Genomic DNA, 13,380 nt, shown 5'->3' on the forward strand with positions numbered 1-13,380 from the left:
GCCTCGCGTTCTCGACTGATGCGAGGCCACGTCAGACGCCCGCGATCTGTAACCAAAGCTGTAATTCGTTCGTGTGCCCTTGAGGGAGCTGGGTACTTCCGCTTCGCCGGCGCGAATCTCCCAAAGCGGAACTTCAGTTATCGGCCATGTGCCGTCGGCACCTGCGTCCCTCAGGACGTGTCAGATGGGTGGATATCGGCCGGTCTGCTTCCGAGCGGCCGAAGCATCAGAGCGGACGTCGAGGTCCCGCCTGCTCCCAACGCTTGGCAGGCATTGGCAGCGTCCGCTCGAAGGCTATGCAGCAAACCCGATTTGTACCCGCGCTTGACGAATTTCGCGCGCGGGCGATTGACCAAACATCCGCCCATACTCACGGGTGAACTGCGGCACGCTCTCGTAGCCCACCGCATAGGCGGCGCGGCCTGCGCCGAACCCTTCCGCTAGCATCAGCCGCCGGGCCTCGATCAAGCGTAGCTGCTTCTGGAACTGGATCGGCGAGAGCGAGGTCACGCCCCGGAAGTGCAGGTGAAACGACGATGGGCTCATACCGGCCACCGCCGCCAGCCGCGCGATGGACAGCGGCTGGGCGTACTCCGTCCGTAGCACGGCCACCGCGCGGGCGACGTGCTCGGCATGGCCGCCGGGCCAGCCCAGCGCGCGCATGGCTGGTCCGTGCGGGCCCAGCATTAGCCAGTAGTGCAACTCCCGCACAAGCTGCGCCTGTAGCACGCCGATGGATGCGGGACGATCGAGCAAGCGCATGAGGCGCAAGGCCGTGTCGGCCGCTTCCGTCTCCGTAGGATCGACGGCGACGGAATGGACCGGCCCCGGTGGCGGGGTTCCGTCCACCTGCGCTAGCAGCTCGGCTAGCACGGCGCTATCGAGTTCGAGCACCAGGGAAAGGTAAGGCCGCTCCGCACTGGCTTCCGTGATTTGACTGACCGTTGGCACGTCCGCCGTGATCAGCAGTGAGGCTCCCCCGCTGAACGTGAACGCCTGGTTGCCTGTCGTGACGTGCTTGCTGCCTTGCAGGACGAGGCAGACCAACGGCCGGTTGATCGCGTGAACCAGGCCGCTCGGGGCGGCAGCCCGTACCAGGGTCAAACCGGGGATGGCGGTAGCGGTCAGTTCGCCCGCGCCCGGATAGGCGCTGGTGAAGCGGTCAACAGCCTCGCGCAGGGCTTCGCTCATGCGGCCATCCTAGCTGCACCACCGCCTGCGCACAAAGCCTACAAGAGGATTAGGCAAGAAAACACGAGGTTTCGGCAACGACGATCGGGCCCTCTGGCCGCATCATGGTCGGGCAACAAAGGAGTATCCGACCATGAGCAAAATCGCTCTCGTAACCGGTGGCAGCCGGGGTCTCGGCCGCAACACCGCCGTCAGCATCGCCCGCCACGACGGCGACGTGATCCTGACCTACCGCACCAACAAAGAGCAGGCAAAGGCCGTCGTCGCCGAGATCGAGGCGCTGGGCCGGAAGGCGGTGGCCTTGCAGCTGGACACCGGCACCGTTGCGACCTTCCCAGCCTTCGTGGAGGCGCTACGCGCCAGCCTGACGCAGACCTTCGGCCGCGATACACTCGATTACCTGGTCAACAACGCCGGGCACGGCGAGATGGCCGAATTCGCCGCCGCCACCGAAGCGCAGTTCGACCAGCTGTTCAACGTCCATGTGAAGGGCGTGTTCTTCCTCACCCAGGCCCTGTTGCCGGTGCTGGCCGACGGCGGACGCATCATCAACTTCTCGTCCGGCCTGACCCGCGTGTCGTTCCCCGGTTTCTCGGCCTACTCGGCGGCCAAGGGCGCAGTGGAGGTCCTGACAGTCTACCTCGCCAAGGAGCTGGGCGCGCGCGGCATCACCGCCAACACGGTCGCCCCCGGCGCGATCGAGACTGACTTCCTGGGCGGCGCGGTGCGCGACATCCCAGACTACAACAAGGCGTTTGCAGGCATGACGGCGCTAGGCCGCGTCGGCCTGCCCGACGACATCGGTCCCATGGTGGCCAGCCTGCTCGGCCCGGACAATGGCTGGGTCACCGGTCAGCGCATCGAGGTCTCTGGCGGTCAGACCATCTGAGCCGCGACGATGGGTGCCGCACGGCGGCACCCGCATTCGTTCACAGGGACGCTGCTCCATGCCCAAGCTCATCATCCATTCGCCGGCTGGCACCTTCGACGCCGCCGATCGGCAGCGGGTCGCTGGCCCACTGACAGCGCTCGGCCTCGACTGGGAGGTACTACCGCCCTCGCCGATGTTGCGTAGCACCGTGTGGACTTACTTCGCCGACTATGCGGCAGATGCCGTATTCATGGGCGACGAACTCGCTCGGCTGCCCGTCGTGACGCTCCAGATATACGTGCTGGCAGGAGGATTGGATGCTGCTGGCAAGCGCCGGCTTATTGAAGGCGCAACCGCCATCCTTGATCGGCGGCCGAACGGCGCAGCGGTCGCCCCGGTGTACGTCGTCATTCACGAGGTTGCCGAGCAAAATTGGGGCATCTTCGGAAAACAGGCCGACCTTACCGCGCTGCGGGCGAGCGCACCGGATGCGCCGGCGATCTGATGTTCAAGCAATCCCTTAGACGATGGCGTTTCCCAGCTTAAGCGGAGAACATCATGATTTCACCCTACACGATCAACATCTCTGACGAACGGCTCGCGACGATCAGAGCCAAGATCGAGGCTTACGACTGGAGCCAGCTGCCGGATGCGGGGGGCTGGTCAGCGGGGGTCGGGGTTGATGACCTCAAGCGGCTCGTCGCGTATTGGAGGGATAGCTACGACTGGCGTGCGGTCGAACGGCGCCTCAATGCACTCCCCAACTTCACAGCCGACGTGGAAGGCGAACACCTCCACTTCGTTCATGTGAAGGGCGACGGCTCCGAGCCGCCCGTCCTACTTCTCCACGGCTGGCCGGGCTCGTATCTTGAGTTCGAGCGGCTGTTGGAGCCGCTCGCAGCGGACGGGCACGATGTTGTTGTCCCCTCGCTTCCAGGCTTCGCGTTTTCCAACCCGATCACGCAACCAATTGGCCCGCGGCAAGCTGCTGCGCTCGTGCATGGGCTGATGGCCCAACTGTTCGGCGACGCGCCGTATTTCATTCAAGGGGGCGATTGGGGCCACGGCATAGCGGCCTGGGCAGCGCATGATCGACCGGATGCTCTGCTCGGCATCCATATCAACATGATGACCGTGCGTGCGGAGGACGCAGCTCCGACGACCGACGAGGAGAAGTCTTTCGCCGCCAAGCGGGCCGCGATGGCCGATCGGGAGAGCGCCTATTTTCACGAGCAGGCGACCCGTCCGCAAACGCTCGGCGTCGCGATGGCCGACAGCCCGGTCGGAGTGGCGGGCTGGATACTCGAAAAGTTCGGCAAGTGGGCCGATCTTCCGACAACCGCCGACGGCGACCCCGACATCTGGAGCAAGTTTTCCGAGGAGGAGCTCCTCACCAACATCATGCTCTACATCGCGCCGGCATCGTTCGTGACTGCAACCTGGATCTACTACGGCAGCCGGCTTGAGGGATCGATGATGCTTCCGGCCAGCACCCGCATCCAGGTGCCGACCGGCGTTGCGGCGTTCCCCGATCCGGTGTTCTCGCCGCCGCCTCGCTCATTCGCGGAGAAGACCTACAACGTCGTGCATTGGACCGACATGCCGCGAGGCGGGCATTTCGCCGCGCTGGAAGAGCCGGAACTGATGCTAGCTGACCTCCGCGCCTTTATCGCGACGGTGTCGGGAACGCGCTTCTGAAGGTGGAGATCTCCGCTTCCGAAGCGCGGCGCGTGGCGCTGGCGGCGCAGGGCTCGAATGCTCTGAGTTGTCACGACCGCATCGGTGCAAGTTTTCCCCAAACCGCTTCCCGAATGCCATTCTCTGAAATGGCCAAGCGACGATAGCGAAACGGGACGCTTTCCGCGCGTTGAAGGACCGCTTTCGGGGAGGCCTTGTGGTTTCGGCCCGGCGATGAAGGGTCGATAGCGGGAGGTCCGCTCAGGGTGGATTGCTACTGTTCTGGTTTCGGGAAGGGGTTCGAAGAAAGCGGACGGTCGACAGTTGGCTGGAATTGGGTGACGGCGGGCGAACGCAGCCGGGACCTCGTCGCGCGGGGCGACCGCGCGCACATGGGCGACCCGGGCGTCGAGGCGATCCTCTACCGGTTGATCGACGATGCGCGCCGGCAGCTCCTCAGGCGCGTGCCGGCCAATGCGAACGACCCTAAGCCCGGCCTTGCCGGCTGGCGGAGCGTGCCGCGACCAGGGCGCGTATCCCTGCGGCGACGGTGTCGGCGACAGGATTGTAGACGAGCATGCCGAGGTCGGGCCGCCCATCCACCGCGAAAGCCGAGTATTCCAGCTCGATCTCGCCCAGGGTCGGGTGCCGCAGGCGCTTGACCCCGTCCCCGTGGACCCGGACGTCGTTCTCGTGCCAGAGCGCCTCGAACTCCGAGCTCGTGCGGCAGAGCTCCTCCACCAACTGGCCGACCTCCGAGGTGGCCCCGGCCCTCGCCGCGTCGGCCCGGAACGTGCCAACCACGAAGCGCGCCACGCTTTCTCAATCTTGCTGCGCGCTCCACACCCGCAGGTCGCCGAACATCCGGCGGAGGATGTTGCGCTCGCGGAACGGGACGGTATCCCAGTCGGTCAGCACCACGGCGGCGGCCGGGTTCCAGGCGAGGACGTCCCAGGTGGCGGTCTTCACCAGCGCGGGGCTCGCCTCGAGCGTGTCGAGGAGGCGCTGCAGGCGCGGCGTCACGCCTTCGACCGGCCTGTAGCGGACCTCGGGCGGCCGCCCAAGCCCCAGCAGGAACAGGTGCTCGCGTTCGGGCTCCGTCAGCATCAGCCCGGACGCGATGCGGTTGAGCACGTCCGCGGAGGGGGCTCCGCCGCGTCCCTGCTCCAGCCACGTGTACCAGGTTGCACTGATGTTGGAGCGTTGGGCGACTTCCTCCCGGCGTAGGCCCGGCGTCCTTCGGCGCCCGGAGAACCCGAAGGCCGCTGGGTCCAACTTTGTCCGCCGGTCTCGGAGATAGGCCCCGAGCAGGTTCTCCGAGGTGGACGGCATCGCGAGCCTGTTGGTGATTATACCCGGATAAGGTCACTACTTTAACCGGATGCCGGCAAGCGCGACAGTCGGCTTCCTCGCCCCTTCGGACAAGCCCCCATGCGCATATTTCTGACCGGTGCGACCGGCTTCATCGGCTCGGCCATCGTTCCCGAACTCCTCGCCGCCGGCCATCAGGTTCTCGGGCTGACCCGCTCGGAGAGGGGCGCCCGGGCCCTTCGCGACGCCGGGGCCGTGCCGCATCTCGGCAACCTGGAGGATCTGGACAGCCTGCGCCGCGGCGCCGCCCAGGTGGACGGAGTGATCCACACCGCCTTCGACCACGACGACTTCTCGAACTTCGCCGCCAATTGCGAGAAGGACCGGCGCGCCATCAAAGCCCTCGGCTCCCCCCTCAAGGGCTCGGATCGGCCCCTGATCATCACCTCCGGGACCGGCTTCGGGAGCCCCGCCCCGGGCCGGCCGGCGACGGAGGACGTCTTCAACGCCGAGCATCAGAACCCGCGCATCACGTCCGAGCTGGCAGGGGCCGCGCTGCTGGAGACGGGCGTCAACGTGTCGGTGGTGCGGCTCCCCCAGGTGCATGACAGGGTCAAGCAGGGCCTCGTCACCTACCTCGTCGAACTGGCGCGCCGGAAGGGCGTCTCGGCCTATGTCGGGGACGGGACGCACCGGTGGTCGGCCGCTGCCGTACTCGACGTCGCCCGCCTTTACCGGTTGGCTCTGGAGCAGCGGGAGACAGGGGCACGCTACCACGCCGTCGCCGAGGAGGGCGTCCCGACTCGCGCCATCGCGGAAGTCCTCGGTCGGGGGCTGAACGTGCCGGTCAGGTCCCTTCCGCCGGAGGAGGCGGCCCGGCATTTCGAGTGGCTCGGCGCATTCGCCGGTGTGGACATGTCGGCCTCGAGCTCGTGGACGAAGGCCCGGCTGGGGTGGCACCCGACCGGGCCGGGGCTGATCGCCGACCTCGAAGCGATGCGGTACCATGAGGCCGCTCCCTGACAGCGGCTCCATGACCCCCTGACCGGGACGCTAGACCTGCCGCATCCCGCCATCGACGCACAGTTCGGCGCCCGCGATGAAGCTCGCCTCGTCGCTCAGCAGGAACAGCGTGGCCGCCGCCACCTCCTCCGGGCGCGCCATGCGGCCGAGGGGGATTGGTGCGATCAGCGCGGCCCGCCCCTCCTCCGGCACGCTAGCCATCATGGCGGTGTCGGTTGGGCCGGGGGCCACCACGTTCACACGGATACCCTGCGGGGCCAGTTCCGCTGTCCACGTGCGCGCGTAGGAGCGCAGTGCCGCCTTCGTCGCGCAGTAAGTCCCGTAGGGCGTGATGCCTGCGGCATCGGCAATTGATCCCATCAGCACGACCGACCCACCCCGCCCCATCGCGCTCAGCGCCGCCTGCAACCCGAAGACGGTCCCACGGACGTTGACTGCAAAGTGCCGGTCGAAATGCTCGGGCGTCCCGTCGCGCAGGGTTGCCGGTTCCGAGATGCCCGCGTTGAGGACCAACGCGTCGATCCGGCCATATGCCTCCCTCACCGTCTCCACGACGCGGTGCAAGTCCTCTTGTAGGGCCGCGTCCGCAATGAGACCCCGCGCACCACGCCCGATCCTAGCGGCGGCGGCCTCGACATCGTCGGTGCGCCGCCCGGTGAGCACGACCGACGCACCCTCGACCGCCAGCCGCTCGGCGACCGCAAGGCCGATCCCCTTCGCTCCGCCGACCACGAGAGCAACCTTGTCCACCATGCGCGCCATTTCGGAATCCCTTCGTCTACGAGGGGACATGTGATACACAACGTATATCTGCTATCAAGAACGCACTTAGGGTGGCCTAGATATGGCCGACGATACCGACCTCGAGGCACTGTCCGAGTGCGCGCTCGCCAACATGGCGCGGGTGCGCCCTGTGCTGGACAAGATCGCCGACAAGTGGACGATCCTGATCCTCACGGTGCTCTGCCCGCGGCCGTCGCGGTTCAACGCGATCAAGCGGCGGCTCGACGGCATCACGCACAAGGCGCTGGCGGACGCGCTGAAGCGGTTGGAGCGCAATGGTCTGGTGACCCGGACGGTGCTGCCGACCGCACCAATCGGTGTCGAGTACGCGATCACCCCCCTTGGCCATTCGCTGCGCCAACCCTTCGAGGCGCTCTGCGCATGGGCACTGACCAACGAAGCGGCGATTGAGGCGGCCAACCACGAGCATGACTGCTTCAAAACGAAGCCGTGAGGAAGCGCGCCGTGTCAGGCAACGCTTCGAGCTCCACGGTGACGTTAAGGCAGACCTTGAGGAACGCCTGCTTCTGTTCGGAGATACCTCGGATCGAGACACCGGCGAGGTCTGCTGAAATCGTGTTGCGCTCGCAGCCAGACACTGGAAAGGCGCAGTAGGCCTCGTTGATGGCCCGAGCACCTGCCGTTGTGCGCTGGTCAAGCCGATTGACTGTGCTCCCGGGCATACGCCGCCGGCGGCAAGCCCACATGGCGGGAAAACGCCACGCTGAACGTGCTCGCGGAGCCGTAACCCACTCGCACGGCCACCTCGGCGATGCCGCCGCCCTCGCGCCGGAGAAGGTCCTTCGCCAGGGCCATTCGCCAACCGAGGAGATACTCCATCGGCGCGACACCGACTGCGCGCCTGAAGCGCTCGAAGAATACGGAGCGCGAGAGCCCCGCCTCCTGCGCCAGCCCTGCGACGGTCCAGGCGGCGGTCGGCATCTCGTGCATCCTGCGCAAGGCCACGCTCAAGCGTTCGTCACCGAGTCCCCGCAGGAGGCCCGGTGACAGCGCGGGGCCGCCCATGGAGCGCAGCGCCTCGATCAGCATGACCTCCAGAAGCCGCTCCAAGATGAGGTCCCGCGCGGGCCTGCGCTGACGCGCCTCTTCGCCGACGAGGTACATGAGGGAGGCCAGCTTGGTCTCGCCTCGGACGTGGACGAGGCTCGGCAGGAGCGACACCAGCAGGCCTGCGTCGGGCGAGCCGAAGGTGCAGTAGCCTACGAGCATGCGGACGTCCGCCGGGCCGTCCTGCCGCCCGACCCGGAACTCGCCGGGCCCCACCTCGACCGGCATCGTCTCGGAGCCTTCGATCGGGGGCATGAGGCTCGACATCTCGAACGCGTCCGCAGCCGGGACAAGGAGGAAGTCCCCCTGCTCCAGGACTACCGGATCGCGGTCCCGGATCGTCAGGCGGCATGAGCCCTCCAGCGCGGCGCAGTAGAACGGACGACCGTGCTCCGCCCGGCGGACTCGCCAGGGACCCGAGGCGCTCACGGACTTGGAGAACGCGGCTCTGGGACGGAGCAGGGTGACAACGTCAGCGAGCGGATCGGACATTTCCGGACTTTCGCTAATGAGATCAGGACGCGCGATTGTAGATCGTCCCGCTGTCCGGATCTATCCATCGCTGGTCACAACCTGACGGAGCCGACATGCAAACCGTCCTGATCACTGGATGCTCGTCCGGGTTCGGTCTTGAGATCGCCCGCCTTTTTTTCGACCGGGGCTGGAACGTGGTAGCCACCATGCGTACGCCGCGCGCGGTGGATCTGCCCGCCTGCGACCGCCTGCGCGTCCTCGCCCTCGACGTCACCGATGCGACGAGCATCCGGCAGGCCATCGAGGCGGCGGGACCCATCGACGTCCTGGTCAACAACGCCGGCATCGGCTGGCTGAACGCGCTCGAAGGCACGCCGATGGAGGTGGTGCGCGAAATCTTCGAGACGAACACGTTCGGGACGATGGCCATGACCCAAGCCGTACTGCCGCAGTTCCGGGAGCGCCGGGCCGGTGTCGTCGTGAACGTGAGCTCCAGCGTCACCCAGAAGCCGCTGCACCTGCTCTCCGTCTACACGGCGAGCAAGGCCGCGGTGAACGCCTTCACGGAGTCCCTGGCCCTGGAGTTGAAGTCGTTCAGCGTGCGGGTGCGCCTAGTCATCCCCGGGCGGGCGCCTGAAACCGCGTTTGGCCAAACCGCACGGGCTCGCATGACGGCGGGCTTCCCCGAACCCTACGCCGGCCTGGTGCAGGAGGTGTTCGCGGCTTGGCAGCAGCAGCCCCCGGACGAGGTGACGCGTTCCGTCGACGTGGCGGAGGCGATCTGGCGCGCCGCGACCGACCCGGCCTGCCCGATGCGCCTGCCCGCCGGAGCCGACGCCGTGGCGCTGGCCGGCCAGGGCGCCTGACCGGCACTTCCCGACCCACCGGGATGGGCCGGCGCTCACCACGTGATCAGGGGCGACCGGCCGATCCAGGCGTCGGTCTCGACTTGGTCGAGAACGAAGCGTGCGACGTCTTCCCGGGCGACGGACCCGCCATGGAAGCCGGCGAGGTCGACGAGCGCGCGGACCGCGCCGCGGCCGGGCTTGTTGCTCAGGACGGTGGGACGGACGAGGACCCAGTCGAGGCCGCTCTGCCTCACGATGTCCTCCTGGCGGTCCTTGTCGACGTAGACATGGCGCAGGAGCAGCGGGAGGATCAGCTTGTCGAAGGCGAAGCCGCCATGCCCCCGGCTGTCGCCGGCGCCGATCCCGGTGACCGCGACCAGGCGCGCGACGCCTTCGTCCCTCATGGCGCCGACGAGGGTCCGGGTGACCTCGGACAGGAGCGTCACCTCCCTGTATGGGCTTGCCGGCGTGCCGAGCGCGCTCACCACCGCGTCCTGCCCCCTCAGCGCCTCGCGCAGCACCTTCGGGTTACGGGCGTCGCCCACCGCCAGCTTGGCGCCGGGAAGGCTTTTCGCCTTCCCGGGCGAGCGCACCAGCGCCGTCACGTCGTAGCCGCGCGCCAGGCTTTGGGCGACGATGAGCCTGCCTGTCCCGCCGGTGGCGCCAAGGACCAGGATCTTCGGTCGGGGTTCGCTCGATACGGTTTGCATGGCTGCCTCCGGGAAGCTGGCTGCTTCTCACGTGGCCAAAGTTAGCGATCCGCGGATGGGCGAATAGTCGTACGATATAGACGTACCGTTCCACTGCGAGACGGCTGGCGCACCTTGGCTGCCAACCTCGAAAAGCTTCGCGCGCTGGTAAGGGAGCACGAGCCGCTGATCGAGGACGCCCGCCGCACCTTCGATGACGCGCAGGCTTCGGGGCGCCGGCCCGTACTCACGTGCCGATGTAAGACGCCAACTCGTCGGGCGTGCCCTGCGGGAACGCCTGCTTCAGGTGGTCGAGGAAGGCCGAGACGCGGGCGCTGAGGAGCCGGCGGGACGGGTAGAGCGTCCAAAGTGCGATCTCTGGCCCCTCGACGTCGCCCCATTGGACCAGCCTGCCCGCGGCAATGTCGTGGCTCACGAGCGAGACGGGCAGGCAGGCCGCCCCGACGCCGGCCCGGACCGCGTCGCGCACCATGATCATCGACGACAGCCTGAGGACGGGCTCGAACGGGATGCGCGGTCTCCCGTCCGGCACCTTCACCTTCCAGGCATCTCCACCGCCCGAACCGCGCACCACCGCCGGAACCGGCCGGTTGCCCTGTGGCTGCCCGAGGGCTGGACTGGCCACGACGACCAGCCTGTCGCGCAGGAAGACGCGGCCGACCAGGCTTTCGTCCGTCTCCGGGTTGACCCGGATCACGACGTCGTAGCCCTCCTCGACCATGTCGACGGCCCGGTCATCCGTCGTGACCTCCAGCCGGACCTCCGGGTGCTTCACGGCGAACTCGGCCGCGAGCTTCCCCATGGCCACCTGTGAGAACAGGAGCGGCGCGCTCACCCGCAGCCGGCCGCGCGGATTCGCGCCGCCCGAGGCGATGGCCGCCGCGGTCTCGTCGAGCTCGGCCAGCAGCATCCCCGTCCGTTCGTGGAGGGCCCGCCCCTCCTCGGTGAGCGTCAGCGTGCGGGCGCCGCGTTCGAACAGGCGGAGTGCAAGCGCGCCCTCCAGCTCCGAGACCCGGCGCGACAGCGTCGCCTTCGGGCGTCCGGCCGCCCGAGCGGCGCGCCCGAACCCGCCATGGCGGGCAACGAGGTTGAAGTCGGTGAGGGCGAGAAGGTCCATGCGTTCCACCAGCGAGACGGACCGTCCAGATATAGCGTCTATCGGTAAGAACGTGGATCGCTAATTTCCGGCCTGTCAGCAGCAGCAACCCGGAGAAACTCCATGACCATCCTCGTCACCGGCGCCACCGGCACCATCGGCCGCCATGTCGTCGACAATCTCGCGAAGCGCGGTGCCGACGTCCGCGCCCTCGTCCGCGATCCGGCCAAAGCGGGACTTCCGGCTGGCGTGGCCCTGGCGCAGGGCGACCTGCTCGACGTCGACGCCCTTCGCGGCGCCTTCCAGGGCGTCTCCACGCTCTTCCTGCTCAACGCCGTGGTGCCCGATGAATTCACCCAGGCGCTGATTGCTCTCAACGTCGCCCGGGAAGCCGGGATCAAGCGGGTCGTCTACCTGTCGGTGATCCACAGCGACGTCTACGTGAACGTGCCCCACTTCGCGGGCAAGTTCGGCGTCGAGCGGATGATCGAGGCGATGGGCTTCGAGGCCACGATCCTGCGCCCCGCCTACTTCATGAGCAACGAGATGACGGTCAAGGACGTCGTCCTGCAGCACGGCGTCTACCCCATGCCCATCGGCGCCAGGGGTTTGGCCATGGTCGACGCGCGCGACCTTGGCGAGGTCGCCGCCCTCGAACTCATCCGCCGGGAGCGGGCCGACGGGCCGTTTCCCCTGGACCGGATCAACGTCGTCGGGCCCGAGACGCTGACGGGCGAGGGCGTGGCCGCGATCTGGTCGGAGGTGCTTGGCCGCCCCATCGCCTATGGCGGGGACGACACCGCCGGGTTCGAGCGGAACCTCCGGCAGTTCATGCCGGGCTGGATGGCCTACGACATGCGCCTGATGGCCGAGCGCTTCTTGACCGACGGCATGGTCCCGGAGGCCGGCGACGTTGAGCGTCTCACCACGCTCCTGGGCCGCCCGCTGCGCACCTACCGCGCGCTCGCCGCCGAGATCGCGACCGCCTGACGCCCAAGCGTCACTCAACCTCCATCAGAAGGCCCATCGTCATGATCTACTCGACCGCAACCGTCCCAGTGAACCCGGACGGGGAGGCTCCCCTGACCCGCACGCAGGCCTGGGCGGGCCTCGTCCTCAAGGCCCGCGACGCCCGCCAGTTCCTGCCGCCGGGGCTCTGCAGTCGGTGCGACGTCGTGGAGGAAAGTGCCACCCACCTCGTGCGCGAGGCCACCATCGGGGGTGTCGACCTGCGCGAGATCATCGCCTTCGAGCCCGGGGCCAAGGTGACCTTCTTCCAGGCCACCGGCCCGCGGGAAGGGGCCATCGTCAACGAGCTGTTCGAGGACGAGGAGGGCGCGCTGCAGCTTCAGTTCTACTGCTACCTCGGCCTGCGCGGGAAGGAACCGGGCGGTCCCGAGGAGCAGGCCGAGCAGGCGCAGTTCGACGGCAGCAAGGGCTACAAGGCCGCGCTGCTGTCGACGCTGAAGCGTACCCGCGAGCTGCTCGCCGAGGGCGCGCTTTAAGGTCGCCGAGGCGGGGCCGCCAAGTGCTTGGGGCGGATACCGGCCGGCCTCAGTCGGTTGCCGACCGGTAGGACCGCAGTTCGTCGATGATGGAGCGGCGAGACGGACGCCAACCGAGTTCGCGCTCCGCCTTCTCCCCGGAGATGACCTGATCGCACGCTATGGCGTCGGCGAACGCCCAAAGCACCGAACGCGCGTCTTCGAGCGTCCATGCTTCCACCCGCCCCCCGGCACCAGCCGCCTCGCTTGCCGCTCGCGCGATTTCGATGAGAGTGGTCGCCGCTCCGTGGACGCCGTTGAAGACCGAACCTGCCGGTGCCCGTTCGAGCGCGAGCGCGTAGAGGTCGGCGAGGTCGTCGGCGTGCACCGTCGTCCAGCGGTTCCGTCCGTCGCCGACGTAGCGCGCCACGCCGTGCTCCGCAGCCGCGCAGACCATCATCATCGCGGTGCCGCCCCGGTTGCCGTAGACCCAACCCGGCCGGATCACGACCGGGTGGATCCCGTCGCCTGCCGTGTCGAGGATCTCCCGTTCGAGGGCTTCGCGGAAGCGGACGAGTTCGAGCGCCCTCAGCGGACTGCCCTCGGTCGCGGGTGTGTCGCCGGTCGGTCCGTAGACCAGGCAGCCACTCGTATAGATGAACCGCTTGGACGTTCCGCGGAGCTCGCCGATGATCGCGCACGCCGCCGTCTCGTCGTAAGCTGCCGTGTTTGCGTCGCCCGGCGAGGCGGCATGGACGACCGCATCACTGCCTCGCCAGCCAGCCCGCAAGTGGAGGTTCCCAGCTTCTGCAAAGGGTGGGTGCTCCCGCTCCATCCGGAATGG

At 67.8% G+C, this 13,380-nt stretch carries 14 protein-coding genes and 1 pseudogene; 8 read left to right on the forward strand and 7 right to left on the reverse strand.

Features of this window, described 5'->3' with window-relative positions; genetic code table 11:
- Positions 1-294: 294 nt before the first annotated feature.
- Positions 295-1,191, reverse strand: coding sequence for an AraC family transcriptional regulator (locus BMZ47_RS00080; RefSeq protein WP_091857400.1), 897 nt, complete (start codon positions 1,189-1,191; stop codon positions 295-297).
- A 133-nt stretch (positions 1,192-1,324) separates the two neighbouring features.
- On the opposite strand from BMZ47_RS00080, the gene BMZ47_RS00085 reads away from it, so the two are divergent.
- The 3 genes from BMZ47_RS00085 to BMZ47_RS00095 are packed head-to-tail and all read left to right on the forward strand — an operon-like array spanning position 1,325 to position 3,760.
- Positions 1,325-2,080: an SDR family NAD(P)-dependent oxidoreductase gene (locus BMZ47_RS00085; RefSeq protein WP_007558276.1), complete on the forward strand. Its 756-nt coding sequence runs from the start codon at positions 1,325-1,327 to the stop codon at positions 2,078-2,080.
- A gap of 58 nt (positions 2,081-2,138) precedes the next feature.
- Positions 2,139-2,567 (forward strand): tautomerase family protein, encoded by a 429-nt coding sequence (locus tag BMZ47_RS00090; RefSeq protein ID WP_091857402.1) that lies wholly within the window; start codon positions 2,139-2,141, stop codon positions 2,565-2,567.
- Between the two features lie 53 nt (positions 2,568-2,620).
- Complete coding sequence (locus tag BMZ47_RS00095; protein WP_007558274.1) at positions 2,621-3,760, forward strand: epoxide hydrolase family protein; 1,140 nt, start codon at positions 2,621-2,623, stop codon at positions 3,758-3,760.
- Positions 3,761-4,225: 465 nt separating this feature from the next.
- Here the strand turns inward: BMZ47_RS00095 and BMZ47_RS00100 are convergent.
- Positions 4,226-5,071 (reverse strand): annotated as a pseudogene (locus tag BMZ47_RS00100) (helix-turn-helix transcriptional regulator).
- Between the two features lie 99 nt (positions 5,072-5,170).
- On the opposite strand from BMZ47_RS00100, the gene BMZ47_RS00105 reads away from it, so the two are divergent.
- The gene (locus BMZ47_RS00105; protein ID WP_007558270.1) at positions 5,171-6,073 is read left to right on the forward strand and encodes an SDR family oxidoreductase; all 903 of its coding nucleotides are present in this window, start codon (positions 5,171-5,173) and stop codon (positions 6,071-6,073) included.
- 30 nt (positions 6,074-6,103) lie between these two features.
- On the opposite strand, the gene BMZ47_RS00110 is transcribed toward BMZ47_RS00105, so the two are convergent.
- Positions 6,104-6,835: an SDR family NAD(P)-dependent oxidoreductase gene (locus BMZ47_RS00110; RefSeq protein ID WP_007558269.1), complete on the reverse strand. Its 732-nt coding sequence runs from the start codon at positions 6,833-6,835 to the stop codon at positions 6,104-6,106.
- 82 nt (positions 6,836-6,917) lie between these two features.
- Here BMZ47_RS00110 and BMZ47_RS00115 point away from each other — a divergent pair, with 82 nt between their 5' ends.
- Complete coding sequence (locus tag BMZ47_RS00115) at positions 6,918-7,310, forward strand: winged helix-turn-helix transcriptional regulator (RefSeq protein WP_007558268.1); 393 nt, start codon at positions 6,918-6,920, stop codon at positions 7,308-7,310.
- A gap of 200 nt (positions 7,311-7,510) precedes the next feature.
- Here the strand turns inward: BMZ47_RS00115 and BMZ47_RS00120 are convergent, their stop codons facing one another.
- On the reverse strand, positions 7,511-8,416 hold the full coding sequence (locus tag BMZ47_RS00120) for an AraC family transcriptional regulator (RefSeq protein ID WP_007558267.1): 906 nt from the start codon (positions 8,414-8,416) through the stop codon (positions 7,511-7,513).
- Positions 8,417-8,511: 95 nt separating this feature from the next.
- Between BMZ47_RS00120 and BMZ47_RS00125 the strand changes: the two genes are divergently transcribed.
- On the forward strand, positions 8,512-9,264 hold the full coding sequence (locus BMZ47_RS00125; protein WP_007558266.1) for an SDR family oxidoreductase: 753 nt from the start codon (positions 8,512-8,514) through the stop codon (positions 9,262-9,264).
- Between the two features lie 35 nt (positions 9,265-9,299).
- Here BMZ47_RS00125 and BMZ47_RS00130 read toward each other — a convergent pair whose 3' ends face one another.
- Together BMZ47_RS00130 and BMZ47_RS00135 are read right to left on the reverse strand one after the other, a co-directional pair.
- The gene (locus BMZ47_RS00130) at positions 9,300-9,956 is read right to left on the reverse strand and encodes an NAD(P)-dependent oxidoreductase (RefSeq protein WP_091857404.1); all 657 of its coding nucleotides are present in this window, start codon (positions 9,954-9,956) and stop codon (positions 9,300-9,302) included.
- Between the two features lie 226 nt (positions 9,957-10,182).
- The gene (locus BMZ47_RS00135; RefSeq protein ID WP_007558264.1) at positions 10,183-11,073 is read right to left on the reverse strand and encodes a LysR family transcriptional regulator; all 891 of its coding nucleotides are present in this window, start codon (positions 11,071-11,073) and stop codon (positions 10,183-10,185) included.
- Between the two features lie 102 nt (positions 11,074-11,175).
- Here BMZ47_RS00135 and BMZ47_RS00140 point away from each other — a divergent pair, with 102 nt between their 5' ends.
- Positions 11,176-12,042 carry an SDR family oxidoreductase gene (locus tag BMZ47_RS00140; RefSeq protein ID WP_007558263.1) on the forward strand — a complete coding sequence of 289 codons (867 nt, stop codon included), beginning with the start codon at positions 11,176-11,178 and terminating at the stop codon, positions 12,040-12,042.
- 41 nt (positions 12,043-12,083) lie between these two features.
- Complete coding sequence (locus BMZ47_RS00145) at positions 12,084-12,557, forward strand: SRPBCC family protein (RefSeq protein WP_007558262.1); 474 nt, start codon at positions 12,084-12,086, stop codon at positions 12,555-12,557.
- A gap of 49 nt (positions 12,558-12,606) precedes the next feature.
- Here the strand turns inward: BMZ47_RS00145 and BMZ47_RS00150 are convergent, their stop codons facing one another.
- Complete coding sequence (locus BMZ47_RS00150) at positions 12,607-13,326, reverse strand: NAD-dependent epimerase/dehydratase family protein (protein ID WP_052311398.1); 720 nt, start codon at positions 13,324-13,326, stop codon at positions 12,607-12,609.
- Positions 13,327-13,380 lie beyond the last annotated feature (54 nt).

It is taken from the genome of Methylobacterium brachiatum, from assembly GCF_900113845.1.
GTDB lineage: Bacteria > Pseudomonadota > Alphaproteobacteria > Rhizobiales > Beijerinckiaceae > Methylobacterium > Methylobacterium brachiatum.

What these genes read in the sequence shown, in the direction of transcription:
- BMZ47_RS00080 (WP_091857400.1), bottom strand. Translation starts at nt 1,191, where the DNA reads ATGAGCGAAGCCCTGCGCGAGGCTGTTGACCGCTTCACCAGCGCCTAT.
- BMZ47_RS00085 (WP_007558276.1), top strand. Translation starts at nt 1,325, where the DNA reads ATGAGCAAAATCGCTCTCGTAACCGGTGGCAGCCGGGGTCTCGGCCGC.
- BMZ47_RS00090 (WP_091857402.1), top strand. Translation starts at nt 2,139, where the DNA reads ATGCCCAAGCTCATCATCCATTCGCCGGCTGGCACCTTCGACGCCGCC.
- BMZ47_RS00095 (WP_007558274.1), top strand. Translation starts at nt 2,621, where the DNA reads ATGATTTCACCCTACACGATCAACATCTCTGACGAACGGCTCGCGACG.
- BMZ47_RS00105 (WP_007558270.1), top strand. Translation starts at nt 5,171, where the DNA reads ATGCGCATATTTCTGACCGGTGCGACCGGCTTCATCGGCTCGGCCATC.
- BMZ47_RS00110 (WP_007558269.1), bottom strand. Translation starts at nt 6,835, where the DNA reads ATGGCGCGCATGGTGGACAAGGTTGCTCTCGTGGTCGGCGGAGCGAAG.
- BMZ47_RS00115 (WP_007558268.1), top strand. Translation starts at nt 6,918, where the DNA reads ATGGCCGACGATACCGACCTCGAGGCACTGTCCGAGTGCGCGCTCGCC.
- BMZ47_RS00120 (WP_007558267.1), bottom strand. Translation starts at nt 8,416, where the DNA reads ATGTCCGATCCGCTCGCTGACGTTGTCACCCTGCTCCGTCCCAGAGCC.
- BMZ47_RS00125 (WP_007558266.1), top strand. Translation starts at nt 8,512, where the DNA reads ATGCAAACCGTCCTGATCACTGGATGCTCGTCCGGGTTCGGTCTTGAG.
- BMZ47_RS00130 (WP_091857404.1), bottom strand. Translation starts at nt 9,956, where the DNA reads ATGCAAACCGTATCGAGCGAACCCCGACCGAAGATCCTGGTCCTTGGC.
- BMZ47_RS00135 (WP_007558264.1), bottom strand. Translation starts at nt 11,073, where the DNA reads ATGGACCTTCTCGCCCTCACCGACTTCAACCTCGTTGCCCGCCATGGC.
- BMZ47_RS00140 (WP_007558263.1), top strand. Translation starts at nt 11,176, where the DNA reads ATGACCATCCTCGTCACCGGCGCCACCGGCACCATCGGCCGCCATGTC.
- BMZ47_RS00145 (WP_007558262.1), top strand. Translation starts at nt 12,084, where the DNA reads ATGATCTACTCGACCGCAACCGTCCCAGTGAACCCGGACGGGGAGGCT.